Origin of the sequence: Streptomyces sp. NPDC006610, from assembly GCF_040611575.1 — a bacterium.
Classification (GTDB): Bacteria; Actinomycetota; Actinomycetes; order Streptomycetales; family Streptomycetaceae; genus Streptomyces.
On record NZ_JBEXOP010000048.1, the window covers coordinates 1 to 18,197 of the forward strand.

An 18,197-nucleotide genomic window follows, 5' to 3' on the forward strand; every position below is an offset into this window, starting at 1 on the left:
GCTTCACCGGGAAGTACAGGTAGCAGACCCCGCCGGTGCCGGAGACGACCTTGCCGCTGGCGTTGTGGCGCTTGGTTCGCAGCCAGATGTTCTCCCACTCGCGCCGCCGGTAGACCCGCCGCACCTCCTCGTTGCTCGGCGAGGCAGGGTCGTTGGCGATGACGTCGCCGTCGGCGGTGAAACCGATCACGGTCATCAGGTGGCCGGCGGTGCCGTAGCCTGCGCCCGTCAGCTCCTCGGCGCGGAAGGACTGGGACGTTATGGCCGGGATGCCGGCCGCGATCAGCCGCTCCAGGTCGGTCAGCGAGCCGAGGCGGGTGACCACGCCCTGGATGCCCTTGAAGGTGGCGGCGTAGGCGGCGTTGAACGGCCAGTTGCCGCAGCCGGCGTACTGATGGTCGTAGGTGTGGCGGGCGGCGTGGCAGACCTGCGGGTCGGCGAAGGCCGGGTCGACCCACGCGAGCTGCTCCTCGGTGAGCCGGCCGCCCCAGTACTCGATGATCATCTGCGAGGAGGTGGGGCTGCACCAGGCCTCGCCGCCGTTGTCGTACTCGGGGTACTGGCCCTTGTGGATCTCCTGCGAGTAACGCGGCACCGCGAGTTCCCGGGCGAGGCCGGGCGTGGTGGCGGGCACCTCGAAGCGGTCGGGAACGTCGGAGCCCATCGCGCCGAGCCGCCACACCGTGGGGGTGAGGCGGGTGCCCGGCCTGCGGTAGAGGGTCAGGCGCAGGCGGTACGAGGTCAGGCGCAGGCCCGTGGACGCGTCGTCGACGGCGAAGGTGTCCGTCCAGACGGTGCTCTTGCCGTCGGTCTGGTCGTCGACCGAGGTGCGCCGGATGTCCTGGTCGCCGGCCGCCCAGCGGCCCATGACGTACCAGGGGGTGTCCGTGCCGTCGGAGTACGTGCCGCGCAGCTCGACCTGGAGCCAGGTGCCCTCGGGGGTGTGCGCGTTCCAGGAGGGGACGACCTCCGTGGCGGGGACGGTGAGCCGGTGGACCGGGGAGGTCCAGGTCGCGTACTCCCAGTCGGCGGTGCGGCCGGTGTGCGGGTCGGTGTACGCGGTGGTGCCGGCCGGGGCGGCGACGGCGATGCCGGGGCGCGGGCCGGCGACGACGCGGGTGCCCTGTCCGGTGCCGCCGCGCCAGTCGGTGTACGTGGTCCAGGCGCGGTTGTCGACGGGGCGGGCGGTCGCCGGGGACGGGCCGGAGGTCGCCGGGCGGGCCATCGCGGAGCCCGTGCTGCCGGCGACCGCGGCGGCGACCGCCGCGGCCAGGACGCTTCTGCGGGACGGCTGTTCGGGTCTGCTCATGGGCACAGGACTCCCGGGGGACGAGTCGGGGCGGGCTGGGTCCGCACGGATGTGTGCGCCAACTATGGCCGCCGGAGGCGTCCGCTGCCAGCACTTCGGACCACGCCGTGTCCACCGTCATTGGTAGGGACCACTGGCACGGCCGGTGCGCAACGCGGTGGCGCGCGGGGGATGATGAGGGCGTGTCGCCTCCCGCCGCCCCGTCCTCGCAGCCGTCCCACCCCGCCCGGTCGGTGCCGGAGCGTCTGGCCCGCGGGCTGCGCGCGCTGCCGCCGTCCTGCGGCCCCGTCCGGCTCGTCGGCGTCGACGGGCACGCGGGCTCGGGGAAGTCCACCTTCGCCGGGCATCTGGCCGCGGCGCTGGACGGGGCGCCGGTACTGCACCTGGACGACATCGCCAGCCACGACGAGCTGTTCGACTGGACGGCGCGGCTGCGCGCCGAGGTGATCGAGCCGCTGCGCCACGGCCGGACGGCGTACTACGCGCCCTACGACTGGCGTGCCCGCGCCTTCGGCCCGCCGCGCCCGCTGCCGCCCGCCCCGGTGGTCCTCGTCGAGGGCGTCGGGGCCGGCCGGCGCGCCCTGCGGCCGCACCTGGCGTGCCTGCTGTGGCTGGACGTGCCGCGCGAGCAGGCGTGGGCGCGGGGGCGGGTGCGGGACGGGGAGGAGCAGCGGGAGTTCTGGGCCGGGTGGGTCGGGGCGGAGCGGCGGCATTTCACCGAGGACCCGTCCCTGCCCTTCGCGGATCTGTTGGTACGTCAGTTGCGGGAGGGGTACGAGGTGCTCCCGGGACCGCTGAGAACGGCCGATCCGCACCGCACGGTAACCCTCGGTGACGACCCGCCCGCAATGTGCTGAACCTGTGAAGACCCTTGCGCGGGAAGTCGGTCGAGTGCTTCAACTCGGCTTGACCGGGGGGCCGTACAGGTCTTACGTTCTGAATGTGCGGTCGCAGGAGACCGCCCCCAGACACGAAGCCCCCGGTTGTTCCCCCGTGACCGGGGGCTTCGTTCTGCCCTCGACAGCCCTCTCCGGGCGTCACCCGGCCTGATCCGATCACGCTCGGTCACCATCGCCGGCCCGCGCGCGCCCGCTCCGACCTCGCCAAACGTCCTCGCGGCACCCTTCGGCAGGCACCGACCGACGGGTACGATGCCCTCGGTGCGACCTACGGACGCAGCTCTGCGCACTGCGGGCAACTCCCGCCCGCGGAACGGCGGTTCGACCAAGTCGGCCGACGGGCGACAGCCCGGCGGCGAACCAGCGGGGGCACGGTTTGTGGGGGGACGGAATGGACTTCGGCACCCAGGGCCCCGAGGCCCCGGCCGACCTGGCCTGGCTGCGCGGCGTGGACGCGTACACCATGGGCGCGTATCCGCAGGCGGAGGAGGAGTTCCGGACGGCGGTACGGCTGGATCCCGGGATGGCCGACGGCTGGCTCGGGCTGCACGCGCTGCGCGTGGACACGACGACGGCGCTGCTGCGGATGTTCCGGCACCGCGACCGCTTCGGGGAACAGCGGGCCCGGCACCGGCGCTCGCTCAACTCCTGGTACTGGCTGGGCTGGTGGGTGCAGCCGGTGCTGGAGAGCCCGCGCGATCTGCTGCTGGCGCACGCCTCGCACTGGCTGGACGGCCGCCATGTCCCCGAGCTGGACCGGGCCCTCGCCGGACTGCCGCCGGTCGACGCGGACCAGCAGGTGCGGTTCCTGCACGCGTGCCGCGCCTATCTGGTCAAGGACTGGGAGCAACTGGTACGGCACACCGATCCACTGCTCGACGATCCGCTGCTCGGCATCGAGGCGGGGCTGTTCGGGGGGATGGCCCGGGTCCGGCTGGAGATGTACGGGCAGGCGGAGCCGCTGCTGTCGGCGGCGCTGATGCGGTGCCGCAGCGAGCAGCCGCAGCGCAAGGAGCTGCGTTACTGGCTGGCCCGCGCCCACGAGGGGACCGGCCGCTCGGCGGCGGCGCTCCCGCTGTACCGGGCGGTGCACCGCGTCGACCCCGCGTTCATGGACACCTCGGCCCGGCTGGCGGCGATCGCCGAGGGCGACGGGTACGACGACTCGGCCGACCTCGCCGCGATCACGCTCACCGGCGCCGGGCAGGACACCGTGGACGGCCCCGACGCGCTCGACCCGTTGTTCGGCATCGAGGGCCGGGACCTGCGACCGACCGACCCGGCGCCGCCGCCTGCCGGTCCCCCGCCGGCCGCCGCCGACCCGGCGGTGCGCGCCAAGTCCGGGCCCGCACAGCCGCTGCCGACCGGCCCCACCGACCCGGGGTTACTGGAGGAGGCGCTCGCCGAGCTGGAGCGCATGGTGGGGCTGGAGCCGGTGAAACGCCAGGTCAAGGCGTTGTCGGCACAGCTGAACATGGCGCGGCTGCGGGCCGGGCAGGGCCTGCCGGTGCAGCCGCCGAAACGGCACTTCGTCTTCTCCGGCCCGTCCGGCACCGGCAAGACCACGGTGGCCCGTATCCTGGGCCGCGTCTTCTACGCGCTGGGACTGCTCGGCGGCGACCACCTCGTGGAGGCACAGCGCGCTGACCTGGTCGGCGAGTATCTGGGCCAGACCGCGGTGAAGGCCAACGAGCTGATCGACTCCGCGCTGGGCGGGGTGCTCTTCGTCGACGAGGCGTACTCCCTGTCCAACTCCGGCTACGGCAAGGGCGACGCGTACGGCGACGAGGCGCTGCAGGTGCTGCTGAAGCGGGCCGAGGACAACCGCGACCACCTCGTGGTGATCCTCGCCGGCTACCCCGAGGGCATGGACCGCCTCCTCGCCGCCAACCCCGGTCTGTCCTCCCGTTTCACCACCCGCGTCGACTTCCCGTCGTACCGCCCCCTGGAACTGACCCGCATCGGCGAGGTGCTGGCGGCCGAGAACGGCGACTTGTGGGACGAGGAGTCCCTGGAGGAGCTGCGCTCGATCGCGGGGCACGTGGTGGACCAGGGCTGGATCGACGAACTGGGCAACGGCCGCTTCCTTCGCACCCTGTACGAGAAGAGCTGCGCCTACCGCGACCTGCGGCTGTCGGCCTACCCGGGCGTGCTGTCCCGCGAGGACCTGGCCACCCTCCGCCTCCCCGACCTCATGCAGGCCTACGGCGAGGTCCTCTCGGGCCGGAGCCCGCACGACCCGTCGTCGCTCTGACGTCCCCGGACCCGGGTCCTGCGACCGCACGCCGTCCCGGGCCGCCGCACTCCACCGCCGCGGCCCGGGGAGCCGACGGCGGCGGGCCCTCCCCCCGCGGTGACCCGCACCGCCCAGGAGGAACCCGCCGCCCGGGTCCCGCTCAGCCCGCCAGCGCCTCCTCGCTCGCGCGAGGGCCCGACAGGGTCGGGGCCGGCGCCGACGGGTGGTGATGGGCGGGGTCGCGGACCTCGCCCACCAGGAGTTCCAGTACGTCCTCCAGGGCGACCAGGCCCAGCACCCGGCCCGAGGCATCGGCCACCTGCGCCAGGTGGGCGCCGGCGCGGCGCATCACCGTCAGGGCGTCGTCCAGGGGGAGTTCCGCGCGCAGGGTGGTCATGGGACGCCACAGGTGCTGGGGGACGGCACGGTCGGAGTCCTCCAGGTCCAGGACGTCCTTGACGTGCAGATAGCCCATGAAGGCGCCGGCGCCCGCGGCGACCGGGAAGCGGGAGTACCCGGTGCGGGCGGTCAGCTCGACGATCCGGGCCGGGGTGACCGACGGGGCGACCGTCACCAGGGACTCCCGCCGCAGGAGCACGTCCGTCACCGGGCGGGAGCCCAGTTCCAGGGCGTCCTCCAGGCGTTCGGCCTCCTCCGGGTCGAGCAGGCCGGCCTGGCCGGAGTCCTCCACCAGCCGGTTGAGCTGCTCGCTGGTGAAGACGGCCTCGACCTCGTCCTTGGGTTCGACGCGGAACAGGCGCAGCACGCCCTGCGCGCACGCCCCGAGGGCGACCGTGATCGGCCGGCACAGGCGTGCGAAGGCGACCAGGCCGGGGCTGAGCCAGAGCGCGGCCTTCTCCGGCGCCGCCATCGCCAGGTTCTTCGGGACCATCTCGCCGATGACGAGGTGGAAGAAGACGACGGTGGCGAGCGCGATGACGTAGCCCAGCGGGTGGATCATCGCGTGCGGCAGATGGACGAAGGCGAAGACCGGTTCCAGCAGGTGCGCCACCGTCGGCTCGGCGACCGCGCCGAGCGTCAGCGAGCAGACGGTGATGCCGAACTGGGCGGCGGCCATCATCTGCGGCAGGTGCTCCAGGCCGTGCAGGACCTGGCGGGCCCGGGCCGTGCCGAGCGGTTCGATCTGGCTGCGGCGCACCGACACCAGCGCGAACTCGGCGCCGACGAAGAAGCCGTTGGCGAGCACCAGCAGGGCCGCGAACAGCAGTTGGAGCAGGGTCATCGCACGGCCTCCACGACGGCCGGGGCGTCGGCGGTGCGGATCAGGCGCACGCGCTCGGCGCGGTAGTGCCCCACCCGGCGCACGGCCAGCCGCCAGCCCGGCAGCTCGGCCCGGTCGCCCACGGCGGGGATCCGGCCGAGCAGGTCGGCGACCAGGCCGGCCACCGTCTCGTAGGGGCCCTCGGGCACGTCGAGGCCGATGCCGCGCAGCAGGTCGACCCGGCAGCTTCCGTCGGCGTCCCAGGCGGGCCGGCCGTCCTCGGGCGGAGCGGCGGCGAGCTCGGGCAGGTCCTGCCCGTCGTGCTCGTCGCGGACCTCGCCGACGATCTCCTCGACGATGTCCTCCAGGGTGACGACCCCGGCCGTGCCGCCGTACTCGTCGACCACGACCGCGATCGGCTGTTCGCTGCGCAGCCGGGCCAGCAGCGGTCGGACCGGCAGCGTCTCGGGGACGAGCAGTGCCGGGCGGGCGATCCGGCCGACGGGGGTGCGCAGCCGGTCGGACGCGGACACCGCGAGGGCGTCCTTGAGGTGGACCATGCCGACGATTTCGTCGATCCGCTCCCGGTAGACGGGGAAGCGGGACAGACCGGTCGCCCGGGTCAGGTTGACGACGTCCTCGGCGGTGGCCGAGGACTGCAGCGCGCTCACCCTCACGCGCGGCGTCATGACGTGCTGCGCGGTCAGGTCGGCGAGCGACAGGGTCCGCACGAACAGGTCGGCGGTGTCCTGTTCCAGGGCGCCGGCCCGTGCGGAGTGCCGGGCCAGGGAGACGAGTTCGCCGGGGGTGCGGGCCGAGGCCAGTTCCTCGGTCGGCTCGACGCCCATCGCGCGCACCAGCCGGTTGGCGACGGCGTTCAGCCCGGCGATGACCGGCCGGAACACCCGGGCGAAGGCGTGCTGCGGGCCGGCGACGAAGCGCGCGACCTGGAGCGGCCGGGACACCGCCCAGTTCTTCGGCACCAGTTCGCCGACGACCATCTGCACGGCGGAGGCCGCGAGCATGCCGACGGCCACGGACACGCCGGGCACCGCGCCCCCGGGCAGCCCGGCGGCGGTGAGCGGGCCGTCGAGCAGCTGGGCGAGGGCCGGTTCGGCGAGCATGCCGACGACGAGGGAGGTGAGGGTGATGCCGAGCTGGGTGCCGGAGAGCTGGAAGGACAGCTCCCTCAGCGACGCGACGACCCGGAGCGCGCGCCGGTCGCCCTCGGCGGCGGCGCGTTCGGCGTCGGGGCGGTCCACCGTCACGAGGCCGAACTCGGCCGCTACGAAGAAGCCGTTGGCGAGGATGAGCAGGAAAGCGGCTGCCAGGAGCAGCAGGGGGATGGTCATGTCGCCGCCGCCTCCGCCCGGTCGCGGATCGGTTCCGCGCTATGTCGGCAGGGGGCGGCGCAGGTACTGCAGGACGATCCGTCCATCGCCGGAGGGGGTCACTCCTCTGGTAGCAGGAACCCCTGCGCGCCGGGCGGCGACGACAGGGGCGGAGGCGTCACCGGAACGCCTCCGCCACCAGATTAATCAAGACATGGGCGACTGTGGCAGGGTGAACGGCCTCGGTCAGCCCGGATGTTGCGCCGTCCGGGCCTCGACCAGCGCCCGCAGGGCGCCGGCGTCGGCGATGGCCTGCTGCTTGTCGATGCCGGGCTGGATGCCGATGGCGGCCAGGCTGCTGCCGTCGCTGAGGTCGAGGAACACCCAGGGGTCGCCGACCCGCAGATGCACCTGGACGATTTCCGCCCACGCGAGCCTGCGGGTGCTCGCGAAGTTGACGACGGTGACGCCGGACTCCTCGGCGACCACCTTGGGGCGGGCCAGCACCAGCGCCACCGCGGCCAGCAGGGCGCCGGTGAGGATGAAGCTGAGCCGCTCGGCGGGGCTGAGGGTGGGCAGCAGCAGCGCGATCAGCGCGACCGTGAGGAAGATCGCCACGGCGGCGGCGACCAGCACGGCCCGGGTGCGGGCCGGCCGGAAGGTGACGGGGAGGGTGATCGGGTCGGACATCGGTGCGGCGCCCTTCAGAGCCGGCAGGCGTGGATGGCCGTGGTCAGGATGGCCCGCGCGCCGATGGCGTACAGGTCGTCCATGATCCGCTGGGCGTCCTTGGCGGGCACCATGGCGCGGACGGCTACCCAGCCCTCGTTGTGCAGCGGCGAGATGGTCGGCGACTCCAGACCCGGGGTGAGGGCCACGGCCTTCTCCAGCTGCTCGACCCGGCAGTCGTAGTCCATCATCACGTACGTCCGGGCGACCAGGACGCCCTGGAGGCGCCGCAGGAACTGCTGCACCTTGGGCTCGTCGGCCTCCGCGCCGACCCGGCGGATCACGACCGCCTCGGACTTCATGATCGGCTCGCCGATGACCTCCAGCCCGGCGTTGCGCAGCGAGGTCCCGGTCTCCACGACATCCGCGATGACCTCGGCGACGCCCAGCTCGATGGCCGTCTCGACGGCGCCGTCGAGGTGGACGACGGAGGCGTCGATGCCGTGGTCGGCGAGGTGCCCCGCCACGATGCCCTCGTAGGAGGTGGCGACCGTCATGCCGTTCAGGTCCTCGACGCCGTTCGCGGTGCCGGGCTTGGTGGCGTAGCGGAAGGTGGAGCGGGCGAAGCCGAGGGGGAGGATCTCCTCGGCGTTGGCGCCGGAGTCGATCAGCAGGTCGCGGCCGGTGATGCCGATGTCGAGGCGGCCGGCGGAGACGTAGATCGCGATGTCGCGGGGGCGGAGGTAGAAGAACTCGACCTCGTTGTCCGGGTCGACGATGCGCAGTTCCTTGGACTCGCGGCGCTGCTGGTAGCCGGCCTCATGCAGCATGTCCGCCGCAGGGCCGGAGAGTGAACCCTTGTTGGGGACGGCGATGCGCAGCATGAGGTCGGCTTCCTTCGTGTGAGGGGGCGGGTTTCGCGGGCTTCGGTTCACAGGTGGGCGTAGACGTCGTCCAGGGAGATCCCGCGGGCGACCATCATCACCTGGACGTGGTACAGCAGCTGGGAGATCTCCTCGGCCGCCGCCTCCTTGCCCTCGTACTCGGCGGCCATCCAGACCTCGGCGGCCTCTTCGACGACCTTCTTGCCGATGGCGTGGACGCCCTTGCCGACCAGTTCTGCGGTGCGGGAAGTGGCGGGGTCGCCGGTGGCGGCCTTCTGCTGGAGCTCGGCGAAGAGCTCCTCGAACGTCTTCTTGGACATGGTGTCCCTCACCCTACGCGCTACCGGGCGCCGCTCAGCGCCAGGGTTCGGATACTGAACGCAGGGTGGCCGCGGTGGCGACCGCGGCGGTGACGGCCTCGTGCCCCTTGTCCTCGCTGGAGCCCTCGATGCCGGCCCGGTCCAGGGCCTGTTCCTCGGTGTCGCAGGTCAGCACGCCGAAGCCGACGGGGACACCGGTGTCGACGCTGACCTGGGCGAGGCCCTGGGTGACGCCCTGGCAGACGTAGTCGAAGTGCGGGGTGCCGCCGCGGATGACGACGCCGAGGGCGACGATCGCGTCGTAGCCCCGGCCGGCCAGGACCTTGGCGACGACCGGGAGCTCCCAGCTGCCGGGGACCCGCAGCAGGGTCGGCTCGTCGATGCCGAGGTCGTGCAGGGCGCGCAGGGCGCCGTCCACCAGTCCGTCCATCACCTTTTCGTGCCACTGCGCCGCGATGACGGCGACCCGCAGGTCGCCGACGTTGCGTACGGACAGTTCCGGTGCGCCCTTGCCGCTCACGTTCTCGTCTCTCCTCGGTGCTGCCGGCCTGTCGGCCGGTCGGCCTACTGGTTGCCGCAGGTGGACACGGCGGGCGTGTCCAGCCAGGGCAGGTCGTGTCCCATCCGGTCGCGCTTGGTGCGCAGGTAGTGGAGGTTGTGCTCGCCCGCGGTCACGGGCATCGGCTCGCGTGCGGTGACCCGCAGGCCGTGGCGGGCGAGCGCGTCGGTCTTCTCGGGGTTGTTGGTCATCAGGCGGAGGCTGCGCACGCCGAGGTCGGCCAGGATCTGCGCGCCGGCGCCGTAGTCGCGGGCGTCGGCGGGCAGGCCCAGTTCCAGGTTGGCGTCCAGGGTGTCCCGGCCGCGCTCCTGGAGCTCGTAGGCGCGCAGCTTGGACAGCAGTCCGATGCCGCGGCCCTCGTGTCCGCGCAGGTAGACGACGACGCCCCGGCCCTCTTGCCGGATGCGTTCGAGCGAGGCGTCGAGCTGGGGGCCGCAGTCGCAGCGGGCGGAGCCGAAGACGTCGCCGGTGAGGCATTCGGAGTGGACGCGGACGAGGACGTCCTCGCCGTCGCCGATCCCGCCGTGCACCAGGGCGACGTGCTCGACGCCGTCGACGGTGGAGCGGTAGCCGTACGCCGTGAATGTGCCGTGCGCGGTCGGCAGGTGCACCTCGGCCTCGCGGCGGACGGTGGGCTCGGCGGAGCGGCGGTAGGCGACCAGGTCCTCGATGGAGATGATCGTCAGCCCGTGCTTGCGGGCGAACGGGATCAGCTCGGGCAGGCGCAGCATGCTGCCGTCCTCGCCGGCGATCTCCACGATGGCGCCGGCCGGGCGCAGTCCCGCGAGGCGGGCGAGGTCGACGGCGGCCTCCGTGTGGCCGTTGCGGGCGAGGACGCCGCCGGGCCGGGCGCGCAGCGGGAAGATGTGGCCGGGGCGGACCAGGTCGCCCGGTTCGGCGGCGCCGCTCGCCAGGAGGCGGAGGGTGGTGGCGCGGTCGGCGGCGGAGATGCCGGTGGTGACGCCGTGCGCGGGCGAGGCGTCCACGGAGACGGTGAACGCCGTCTTCATGGACTCGGTGTTGTCGTCGACCATCTGCGGCAGCCGGAGCCGGTCGAGTTCGTCGCCCTCCATGGGGGCGCAGATCAGGCCGCGGCACTCGCTCATCATGAAGGCGACGATCTCGGGGGTGGCCTTCTCGGCGGCGATGACGAGGTCGCCCTCGTTCTCGCGGTCCTCGTCGTCGACGACCACGACGGGGCGGCCGGCCGCGATGTCGGCGACCGCCTGCTCGACGGGGTCGAGGACGAGGGCTTCGGGACCGTCGGTGGGGTACAGGGTGTGTGCCGCCGTCATGCCGGCGCTCCTTCCGGGACGGGCCGGCCGGTCCGGCGCGAGCGCAGCCACCAGTCGCGCAGGCCCCACAGGACGAGCGCGCCGTAGATGACGTAGACGAAGCCGGAGAAGGCGTAGCCGTTGGCGAAGTTGAGCGGCACGCCGACGAGGTCGACGAGCAGCCAGGCGAACCAGAACTCGACCATGCCGCGGGCCTGCGCGTACATGGCGACGATGGTGCCGACGAAGATGTAGGCGTCCGGCCAGGGGTCCCAGGACAGGCTGGGGTAGGCCTTGAACAGCAGGGCGACGGCGACGGTTCCGGCCGCCGCGGCGGCGGTCATGGCCGCGCGCTCGGTCCAGGTGGCGAAGCGGACGGAGATCTGGCCGTCCTCGCCCCTGTCCTTGCCGCGGTTCCACTGCCACCAGCCGTAGAGAGCGACGGCCATCACCACGGCCTGCTTGCCGGCGCTGCCGGTGAGGTGGCCGAAGAACGCGCCGAAGAGGATCAGGCCGGCCAGGAACTGCACGGGCCAGGTCCACAGGGAGCGGCGCCAGCCGAGGGCGAGGGCGATCAGGCCGCATATGTTGCCGACCATGTCGGACCAGAGGATGCGCTGGTCGAGGAGGACGAATGCCTCGTGGTTGAGCCAGTTCACTTGGCCGCCTCCCGACCGGCGAGCAGTCGCTCCACGTACTTGGCGACGATGTCGACCTCGAGGTTGACCGGGTCGCCGGGCTGCTTCAGGCCGAGCGTGGTCAGGGCGAGGGTGGTGGGGATGAGGCTGACGGTGAAGTGGTCGTCGCCGGCCTCCACGACGGTGAGGCTGATGCCGTCGACGGTGATGGAGCCCTTCTCGACGACGTAGCGGGCGAGGTCGGGAGGGAGGGAGATGCCGACGATCTCCCAGTGCTCGGAGGGCGTGCGCTCCAGGATCCGGCCGGTGCCGTCGACGTGGCCCTGGACGATGTGGCCGCCGAGGCGGGCGCCGACCGCGGTGGGGCGTTCGAGGTTGACGCGGGAGCCGACGACGAGGTCGCCGAGGCTGGAGCGCCGCAGGGTCTCGGCCATCACGTCGGCGGTGAACTCGTCGCCCTCGTGCTCGACGACGGTGAGGCATACGCCGTTGACGGCGATGGAGTCGCCGTGTTTCGCGTCCTCGGTGACGACGGGGCCGCGCAGCCGGAAGCGACAGGCGTCGCCGAGGGACTCCACGGCGGTGACCTCGCCCAGCTCTTCGACGATTCCGGTGAACACTTCCCGGGTCCTCCTGCCTCTTCGGGCACGGACTCCGGGGCTGTCGGGAACGACAGAAAGACGGACGGGGACACCGGGGCGACGCCGGACACGGCCGCCCGAGAGGGCGGACCGGACAACGGCGGCGCGCACGAATGCCCGCCCGCGCGCACTGCCTCCCATCCGGACTTTAACCGTCGGTCCAGGAATTTCACCTGGTCAACCGGCCGCTGGAGGCGACCGGGTCGCGGACTGTAACCGCCGGTTCGGACTTTCACCGACCCCGGAGTGCGCTGCTTCTGGTACACGGCCAGTGTGCCACGTCCGGAAGTCGTCCATTGGGGCGATGCGTGTGGGGTGGCTCACAGAACGTGGTCGGCGGATTGGTCCATACCTATTGACGCACTGGTCTAGTCCTTTCTAGGGTCTGCGCAACTTCCGTGGAGAGGATCCGACTGTGCTGTCCCCCTCACGTCTCAGAACCAGACCCGCCCTGTTCGCCGCGGTCACCGCGGCCGCGGGCCTGGTGCTCGCCGCCCTTCCCGCCACCGTCTCGCACGCCGCCGACCAGGAGTCCTGTCGCCCCGACGGGCTGTACCGCACGCCCGGCGTCGACGTCCCCTACTGCTCGGTCTACGACTCGGCCGGCCGCGAGAAGATGGGCGCCGACCACCAGCGCCGGGTGATCGGCTACTTCACCGGCTGGCGCACCGGCAAGGACGGCAAGCCCGCCTACCTCGCCAAGGACATCCCGTGGGACAAGGTCACCCACATCAACTACGCCTTCGCGCACGTCGACTCGGCCAACAAGATCTCCGTCGGCGCGGACGGCCCGGCGAACCCGGCGACCGGGATGACCTGGCCGGGCGTGGCGGGCGCCGAGATGGACCCCGGGTTCGCGTACAAGGGCCACTTCAACCTGCTCGGCAAGTTCAAGAAGCAGCACCCGGACGTCAAGACGCTGATCTCGGTGGGCGGCTGGGCGGAGACCGGCGGCTACTTCGACGAGAGCGGCAAGCGCGTCGACTCCGGCGGCTTCTACTCCATGGCCACCAACGCGGACGGCTCGGTCAACCAGGCCGGCATCGAGACGTTCGCGAACTCGACGGTGGACTTCCTGCGCAAGTACGGCTTCAACGGCGTCGACATCGACTACGAGTACCCGACGACGATGAAGGACGCGGGCAACCCGCTCGACTGGTCCTTCGCCAACGCCCGCCGCGCCGGGCTGGTCAAGGGCTACGCGGCCCTGATGAAGACGCTGCGGGAGAAGCTCGACCGGGCGGGCGCGGCCGACGGCCGGCACTACATGCTGACGGTGGCGGCGCCCTCGTCCGGCTATCTGCTGCGCGGCATGGAGACCTTCCAGGTCCAGAAGTACCTGGACTACGTCAACATCATGTCGTACGACCTGCACGGCGCCTGGAACGAGTACGTCGGCCCGAACGCCTCGCTGTTCGACGACGGCAAGGACGCGGAGCTGGCGGCGGCGAACGTCTACGGCAGCCAGCAGTACGGCGGCATCGGCTACCTCAACACCGACTGGGCCTACCACTACTTCCGCGGGTCCATGCCGGCCGGCCGGATCAACATCGGCCTGCCGTACTACACGCGCGGCTTCAAGAACGTCACCGGCGGCACCGACGGGCTGTGGGGCAGGGCCGCCGCGACGACGTGCCCGGCGGGCTCGGGCCTGACCAAGTGCGGTGACGGCGCGGTCGGCATCGACAACCTGTGGCACGACCTGGACTCCAACGGCAAGGAGTCGCCCGCCGGCTCCAACCCGATGTGGCACGCGAAGAACCTGGAGAAGGGCGTCGTCGGAGACTACGTCACGGACTACGGCTTCCCGGCGGACACGAAGCTCACCGGCACGTACGCCCGCAAGTACGACTCCACGCTGGTCGCGCCCTGGCTGTGGAACGCGCAGAAGAAGGTGTTCCTGTCCACGGAGGACGAGCAGTCGGTGGCCGCCAAGGCGGACTACGTCGTGGACCGCGGCATCGGCGGCACGATGGTCTGGGAACTGGCGGGCGACTACGCGTGGAACGCCGCCAAGGGCCAGTACGAGCCCGGCTCCACGCTCACCTCGCTGATGTACGACAAGTTCAAGTCGGCGACGCCCTACGGCGCGAAGGTCTCCAACCGGGCGCTGCCCACGAAGGCCGTGAACATCGGCGTGGAGTTCGGCGAGTTCAAGCTCGGCGACTCCAACTACCCGATCACCCCGAAGGTGAAGATCACCAACAACACGAAGACGGCGCTGCCGGGCGGCACGGAGTTCCAGTTCGACTACTCCACGTCGGCCCCGGCCAACGCCTCCGACCAGTCGGGCTTCGGCACCAAGGTGATCAGCAGCGACCACACCGGCTCCAACGTCGGCGGTCTGAAGGGCGACTTCCACCGCGTCTCGCTGAAGCTGCCGTCCTGGCAGTCGCTGGCGCCCGGCGCCTCGGTGGAGCTGTCCTTCAACTACTACCTGCCGGTGTCCACCCCCTGGAACTGGACGGTGAACATCGCGGGCACGACGTACGCCCTGGCCGGGGACCTGGCGCGCGGCGCCACGCTGGTGGAGCCGGGCTCCGGCACGAGCCCCTCGCCGGACCCGACGGGTCCCACCCCGACGCCCGGCGCCTGCACCGCGCCGGCATGGAACGCGACCTCGGCGTACGGCGGCGGTACTCAGGTGTCCCACAAGGGGCACTCGTGGAAGGCCAAGTGGTGGACGCAGGGCGAGGAGCCCGGCACCACCGGCGAATGGGGGGTCTGGCAGGACCTCGGCGCCTGCTGACCCCGTTGAGACCGGCCCGGCGGCGGTGACGAAGGCCCTTGCCCGCCGCCGGGTCGCCCCATGGCCGCCCCGCGGGCTCTGGCAGGGTGAGGGCCATGACGAGGGACCACGCCGAGGTGTTCGAGAGCCACCGGCCACGCCTGTTCGGGCTGGCCTACCGGATGCTGGGCTCCGCCCACGAGGCGGAGGACATCGTCCAGGACGCGTATCTGCGGTTCAGCGGCGCCGGGCCGGCTCGGATCGAGCGGCCCGGCGCCTGGCTCGCCAAGACCGTCACCCGCCTGTGCCTGAACCGGCTGACCTCGGCCCGGGTCAGGCGCGAAAGCTATGTCGGGACCTGGCTGCCGGAGCCGGTGATCACCTCCGACGGCACGCTCGGGCCCATGGACTCGGCGGAGCAGCGGGACGCCGTGTCGCTGGCGATGCTGGTCCTGCTGGAGCGGCTCACGCCCACCGAACGGGCGGTCTATGTGCTGCGCGAGGCGTTCGGGTACGGATACCGGGAGATCGCCGGCGTGCTCGGGCTGGGCGAGGCGAACTGCCGACAGCTGTACCGACGGGCGGTGGCGCGGGTCGAAGCCGAGGAGAGCCGCTTCGACGCCGCGCCCCGGCGCCAGGAGGAACTGGTCGCCTCGTTCGTCGCGGCGGCCCGCGAGGGGGCGCTGGTCGAGCTGGAGAAGCTGCTCGCCGACGACGTGACCTGGTGGTCCGACGGCGGCGGCCGGGTCACCGCCGCGCTGCGGCCGATCGTGGGGCGCGAGAAGGTGCTCCGCTTCCTGGCCGGCGTCGCCCGCGGGGCGGACGCCTGGGACGTCGACACGGCGGAGGTCAACGGCCGTCCCGCGCTGGTCGTCCGGACGGACGGCACGGTGGCGAACGTGGTGACCCTCGACGTGCGCGACGGGCTGATCACCGACCTGCGCGATGTGAGGAACCCGGACAAGCTGGACTTCGTACGGCGTCAGCTCGCGCGGACGCAGGTGACTGTCACATCGAGCGGGGCTGCTCGGTCCGAGCTGACGAGAGGCGTTCCGGAACGGAGCGCGCACGGCGTCCGAAGGGACTGAAGCGCATGACCACGATCCTGGTGACCGGCGGTACCGGAACCCTGGGCCGGCTCGTCGTACAGCGGCTGCGGGCGGACGGGCACGAGGTGCGGGTGCTCAGCAGGCGCGCCCAGCCGTACGCCGTCGACCTGCGCCAGGGCGGCGGTGCGCTGGACGCGGCCGTCGAGGGCGCCGGCACGATCGTGCACTGCGCCAGCTCGCCGCGCGGCGGCGACGAGGAGGCGGCCGGGCATCTGATCGCGGCGGCGCGGCGGGCGGGGGTGGGCCATCTGGTCTACATCTCGATCGTCGGCGTCGACCGGGTCCCGTTCGGCTACTACGAGTCCAAGCTGGCCGTGGAGCGGCTGATCGAGGAGTCGGGGCTGGGCTGGACGGTGCTGCGGGCGACGCAGTTCCACGACCTGCTGGCCCGCCTGTTCCAGGGGCTGTCGAAGGCGCCCCTCATGCCGGTGCCGGCCGGGGTGAGCGACCAGCCCGTGGAGGCGGCCGAGGTGGCGGGCCGCCTGGCCGAGCTGGCGGCGGGGCGGCCCGCCGGGCGCGTCGAGGACATGGGTGGCCCGGAGATCCGCACGCTGGAGTCGCTGGCCCGCGCCTACCTGCGGGCCACGGGCAGGCGCCGGCGCCTGGTGAACATGCCGCTGTGGGGCCGCGCCTACGGCGCTTTCCGGGCCGGCGGTCATCTGACGCCGGAACGGGCGGTGGGGAAGGGGACGTTCGAGGAGTATCTGGCGGGGCGGTCCGGGGCGAACGGGGGCTGAGGGAGGGAGCGGCGGGGCGGCTCCGGGGGGTGCGCCGGCGGTCGCTGCCGGAGGCTCGAGGGTGCGCCGGCGGTCGCTGCCCGGCGCCCTGTGGCCGCGAGGGCGCGTCGGCGCCCCGCGGCTCGGGTGCCGAGGTGGCCGTCCGGGGTGCCGGAGGGGGCGGAGGCTCGGGGACCGCCCCCCGCGGCTCGGCCGGGCCGGGAGGCGCTCCACGCCCCCGCCGCCGGGGGCGGCGACCGGTACCGCCCCGGCGGGCCCGGGATCCGTGAGCGTCGCCCCGAGGTCCGGCGCCGTGCGGCACGCTGGCCCCAGCCACAAGGCACACACCCGAGGCCCGGTGCCGTGCGGCACGCTCACCGCCCCGGCGGTGCGAACAGCTCGTCCTGGGCCGTGTCGCGGGCCGTCAGCAGCGCCCCCCGCAGGACCGCGCCGCCGCCGAGCACGCCCGCCCGCACCGAGGTCGGCAGCGGCGACATGCGGTGGACGCGTGCCGCGACCCGCTGCGCGAGGGCGTCGCCGCCGGCCTGGCCCACCTCGCCGCCGAGGACCACGCACCCGGGGTCCAGCACCGCGACCACCGAGGCGACGCCGATGGCGAGCCGGTCGGCGAGGGCGTCGAGGAAGCGGGCGGCGGGGCCGAAGTCCCGGGCCGCCGCCTCCCGTACGACGGCCGCGGCCGGCGGCTCGGACCCGGCCGGCGTCCCGGTCAGGCCGTACTCCCCGGCGAGGCGGGCGATGGCCGCGGAGCCCGCCAGCGAGTGGAAGCCGCCCTCGCAGTCCGTCGCCGACGGCAGCCCCGTCGTCCCCGGCACCGGCAGGAAGCCGATCTCGCCGGTGCCGCCGGACGCCCCGCGGCGCAGGGCGCCGTCCAGGACGACGGCCGCGCCCGTGCCGTGGCCGAGCCACAGCAGGACGAACGTGTCCCGGTCCCCCGCCGCCCCGTCCCGCTGCTCGGCCAGGGCGGCGAGGTTGGTCTCGTTCTCGACGATGACGCGGGCCTCGGGCAGCCGTTCCTGGAGGGCCGCGACGAACCGGCGGTGCCAGGCGGGCAGGCCGGTGGTGTCCCGCAGTTCCCCGGTGGCCGGGTCGATGAGGCCGGGCGCGCCGATCCCGACGGTGTGCAGCCGGTCCGCGCCCGCCTCCTTGGCCGTCCGCTCGACCAGCGCGACCGCCCGCTCCACCGCCGGCCCGGTCCCGGCGTCGGTCACAATCGGCGCGGACGCCTCCGCGAGCACCCGCCCGACCAGGTCGGAGACGGCCACGGAGACGCCGTCCGTGCGCACGTCGAGCGCGGCGAGGTGGGCCCGGTCGGCGACGATGCCGTAGAGCTTGGCGTTGGGGCCCCGGCGCTGCTCGCCCGCCTCGCCGACGACGGCGATCAGCCCGGAGGCGGTGAGGCGCTCGACGAGGTCGGCGACGCTGGGCCGGGACAGTCCGGTCAGCTGCTTCAGCTGCCCCGCCGTCAGCGGGCCCTCCTGCTGCAACAGGCGCAGGGCGAGCCGGTCGTTGATGGCCCGGGCGGTGCTCGGGGATGCGGGCATGCCGGGATCCTCCCAGATCGGCGGGGCTGCGCGGGGCCCCGGCGGCAGATAATCCACTATCTATCAGGCAGGGTGCCTGATAGTTTACGCCACGGACAGA

At 73.0% G+C, this 18,197-nt stretch carries 16 protein-coding genes and 1 riboswitch; of the genes, 5 read left to right on the forward strand and 11 right to left on the reverse strand.

Features of this window, described 5'->3' with window-relative positions; genetic code table 11:
• The coding region (locus ABZY13_RS29240; RefSeq protein WP_356635989.1) for a peptidase C39 family protein at positions 1 to 1,309 on the reverse strand (1,309 nt) is incomplete at its 3' end.
• A gap of 233 nt (positions 1,310 to 1,542) precedes the next feature.
• Between ABZY13_RS29240 and ABZY13_RS29245 the strand changes: the two genes are divergently transcribed.
• The gene (locus tag ABZY13_RS29245) at positions 1,543 to 2,166 is read left to right on the forward strand and encodes a hypothetical protein (RefSeq protein WP_356636079.1); all 624 of its coding nucleotides are present in this window, start codon (positions 1,543 to 1,545) and stop codon (positions 2,164 to 2,166) included.
• A gap of 433 nt (positions 2,167 to 2,599) precedes the next feature.
• Complete coding sequence (locus ABZY13_RS29250) at positions 2,600 to 4,462, forward strand: AAA family ATPase (protein ID WP_356635991.1); 1,863 nt, start codon at positions 2,600 to 2,602, stop codon at positions 4,460 to 4,462.
• A 142-nt stretch (positions 4,463 to 4,604) separates the two neighbouring features.
• On the opposite strand, the gene ABZY13_RS29255 is transcribed toward ABZY13_RS29250, so the two are convergent.
• The 9 genes from ABZY13_RS29255 to ABZY13_RS29295 form a co-directional block, all read right to left on the reverse strand.
• Positions 4,605 to 5,687, reverse strand: a complete 1,083-nt coding sequence (locus ABZY13_RS29255; RefSeq protein WP_356635993.1) for a hemolysin family protein — start codon at positions 5,685 to 5,687, stop codon at positions 4,605 to 4,607.
• The gene (locus ABZY13_RS29260; protein WP_356635995.1) at positions 5,684 to 7,018 is read right to left on the reverse strand and encodes a hemolysin family protein; all 1,335 of its coding nucleotides are present in this window, start codon (positions 7,016 to 7,018) and stop codon (positions 5,684 to 5,686) included. The genes ABZY13_RS29255 and ABZY13_RS29260 overlap by 4 nt, the downstream gene beginning before the upstream one ends.
• 225 nt (positions 7,019 to 7,243) lie before the next feature.
• Positions 7,244 to 7,687 (reverse strand): PH domain-containing protein, encoded by a 444-nt coding sequence (locus ABZY13_RS29265; protein ID WP_356635997.1) that lies wholly within the window; start codon positions 7,685 to 7,687, stop codon positions 7,244 to 7,246.
• Positions 7,688 to 7,701: 14 nt separating this feature from the next.
• Positions 7,702 to 8,550, reverse strand: coding sequence for an ATP phosphoribosyltransferase (gene hisG / locus ABZY13_RS29270; RefSeq protein ID WP_356635999.1), 849 nt, complete (start codon positions 8,548 to 8,550; stop codon positions 7,702 to 7,704).
• 47 nt (positions 8,551 to 8,597) lie between these two features.
• Positions 8,598 to 8,870, reverse strand: a complete 273-nt coding sequence (locus ABZY13_RS29275; protein ID WP_055636932.1) for a phosphoribosyl-ATP diphosphatase — start codon at positions 8,868 to 8,870, stop codon at positions 8,598 to 8,600.
• Between the two features lie 34 nt (positions 8,871 to 8,904).
• Positions 8,905 to 9,390, reverse strand: a complete 486-nt coding sequence (gene ribH, locus ABZY13_RS29280) for a 6,7-dimethyl-8-ribityllumazine synthase (RefSeq protein ID WP_356636001.1) — start codon at positions 9,388 to 9,390, stop codon at positions 8,905 to 8,907.
• Positions 9,391 to 9,434: 44 nt separating this feature from the next.
• Entirely contained in the window at positions 9,435 to 10,724 is a 1,290-nt protein-coding gene (locus tag ABZY13_RS29285; protein ID WP_356636003.1) for a bifunctional 3,4-dihydroxy-2-butanone-4-phosphate synthase/GTP cyclohydrolase II, read from the reverse strand.
• Positions 10,721 to 11,362 (reverse strand): nicotinamide mononucleotide transporter family protein, encoded by a 642-nt coding sequence (locus ABZY13_RS29290; protein WP_356636005.1) that lies wholly within the window; start codon positions 11,360 to 11,362, stop codon positions 10,721 to 10,723. Before ABZY13_RS29290 ends, ABZY13_RS29285 begins: the two co-directional genes overlap by 4 nt.
• On the reverse strand, positions 11,359 to 11,961 hold the full coding sequence (locus ABZY13_RS29295) for a riboflavin synthase (protein ID WP_356636007.1): 603 nt from the start codon (positions 11,959 to 11,961) through the stop codon (positions 11,359 to 11,361). Before ABZY13_RS29295 ends, ABZY13_RS29290 begins: the two co-directional genes overlap by 4 nt.
• A 144-nt stretch (positions 11,962 to 12,105) precedes the next feature.
• Positions 12,106 to 12,236, reverse strand: a riboswitch (FMN riboswitch).
• A gap of 161 nt (positions 12,237 to 12,397) precedes the next feature.
• Here ABZY13_RS29295 and ABZY13_RS29300 point away from each other — a divergent pair.
• From ABZY13_RS29300 to ABZY13_RS29310, 3 genes are all read left to right on the forward strand, one after another.
• Positions 12,398 to 14,731, forward strand: coding sequence for a chitinase C-terminal domain-containing protein (locus ABZY13_RS29300; protein ID WP_356636009.1), 2,334 nt, complete (start codon positions 12,398 to 12,400; stop codon positions 14,729 to 14,731).
• Positions 14,732 to 14,826: 95 nt separating this feature from the next.
• Positions 14,827 to 15,798: an RNA polymerase sigma-70 factor gene (locus ABZY13_RS29305; RefSeq protein WP_356636011.1), complete on the forward strand. Its 972-nt coding sequence runs from the start codon at positions 14,827 to 14,829 to the stop codon at positions 15,796 to 15,798.
• Positions 15,799 to 15,803: 5 nt separating this feature from the next.
• Entirely contained in the window at positions 15,804 to 16,556 is a 753-nt protein-coding gene (locus ABZY13_RS29310) for an SDR family oxidoreductase (RefSeq protein ID WP_356636013.1), read from the forward strand.
• Between the two features lie 353 nt (positions 16,557 to 16,909).
• Here the strand turns inward: ABZY13_RS29310 and ABZY13_RS29315 are convergent, their stop codons facing one another.
• Positions 16,910 to 18,097, reverse strand: coding sequence for an ROK family transcriptional regulator (locus ABZY13_RS29315; RefSeq protein WP_356636015.1), 1,188 nt, complete (start codon positions 18,095 to 18,097; stop codon positions 16,910 to 16,912).
• Positions 18,098 to 18,197 lie beyond the last annotated feature (100 nt).

Excerpts from the sequence above, each read along its gene's own strand:
- ABZY13_RS29310 (WP_356636013.1), top strand. The coding sequence starts at position 15,804 with ATGACCACGATCCTGGTGACCGGCGGTACCGGAACCCTGGGCCGGCTC.
- hisG (WP_356635999.1), bottom strand. The coding sequence starts at position 8,550 with ATGCTGCGCATCGCCGTCCCCAACAAGGGTTCACTCTCCGGCCCTGCG.
- ABZY13_RS29265 (WP_356635997.1), bottom strand. The coding sequence starts at position 7,687 with ATGTCCGACCCGATCACCCTCCCCGTCACCTTCCGGCCGGCCCGCACC.
- ABZY13_RS29260 (WP_356635995.1), bottom strand. The coding sequence starts at position 7,018 with ATGACCATCCCCCTGCTGCTCCTGGCAGCCGCTTTCCTGCTCATCCTC.
- ABZY13_RS29250 (WP_356635991.1), top strand. The coding sequence starts at position 2,600 with ATGGACTTCGGCACCCAGGGCCCCGAGGCCCCGGCCGACCTGGCCTGG.
- ABZY13_RS29255 (WP_356635993.1), bottom strand. The coding sequence starts at position 5,687 with ATGACCCTGCTCCAACTGCTGTTCGCGGCCCTGCTGGTGCTCGCCAAC.
- ABZY13_RS29315 (WP_356636015.1), bottom strand. The coding sequence starts at position 18,097 with ATGCCCGCATCCCCGAGCACCGCCCGGGCCATCAACGACCGGCTCGCC.
- ABZY13_RS29275 (WP_055636932.1), bottom strand. The coding sequence starts at position 8,870 with ATGTCCAAGAAGACGTTCGAGGAGCTCTTCGCCGAGCTCCAGCAGAAG.
- ABZY13_RS29305 (WP_356636011.1), top strand. The coding sequence starts at position 14,827 with ATGACGAGGGACCACGCCGAGGTGTTCGAGAGCCACCGGCCACGCCTG.
- ABZY13_RS29285 (WP_356636003.1), bottom strand. The coding sequence starts at position 10,724 with ATGACGGCGGCACACACCCTGTACCCCACCGACGGTCCCGAAGCCCTC.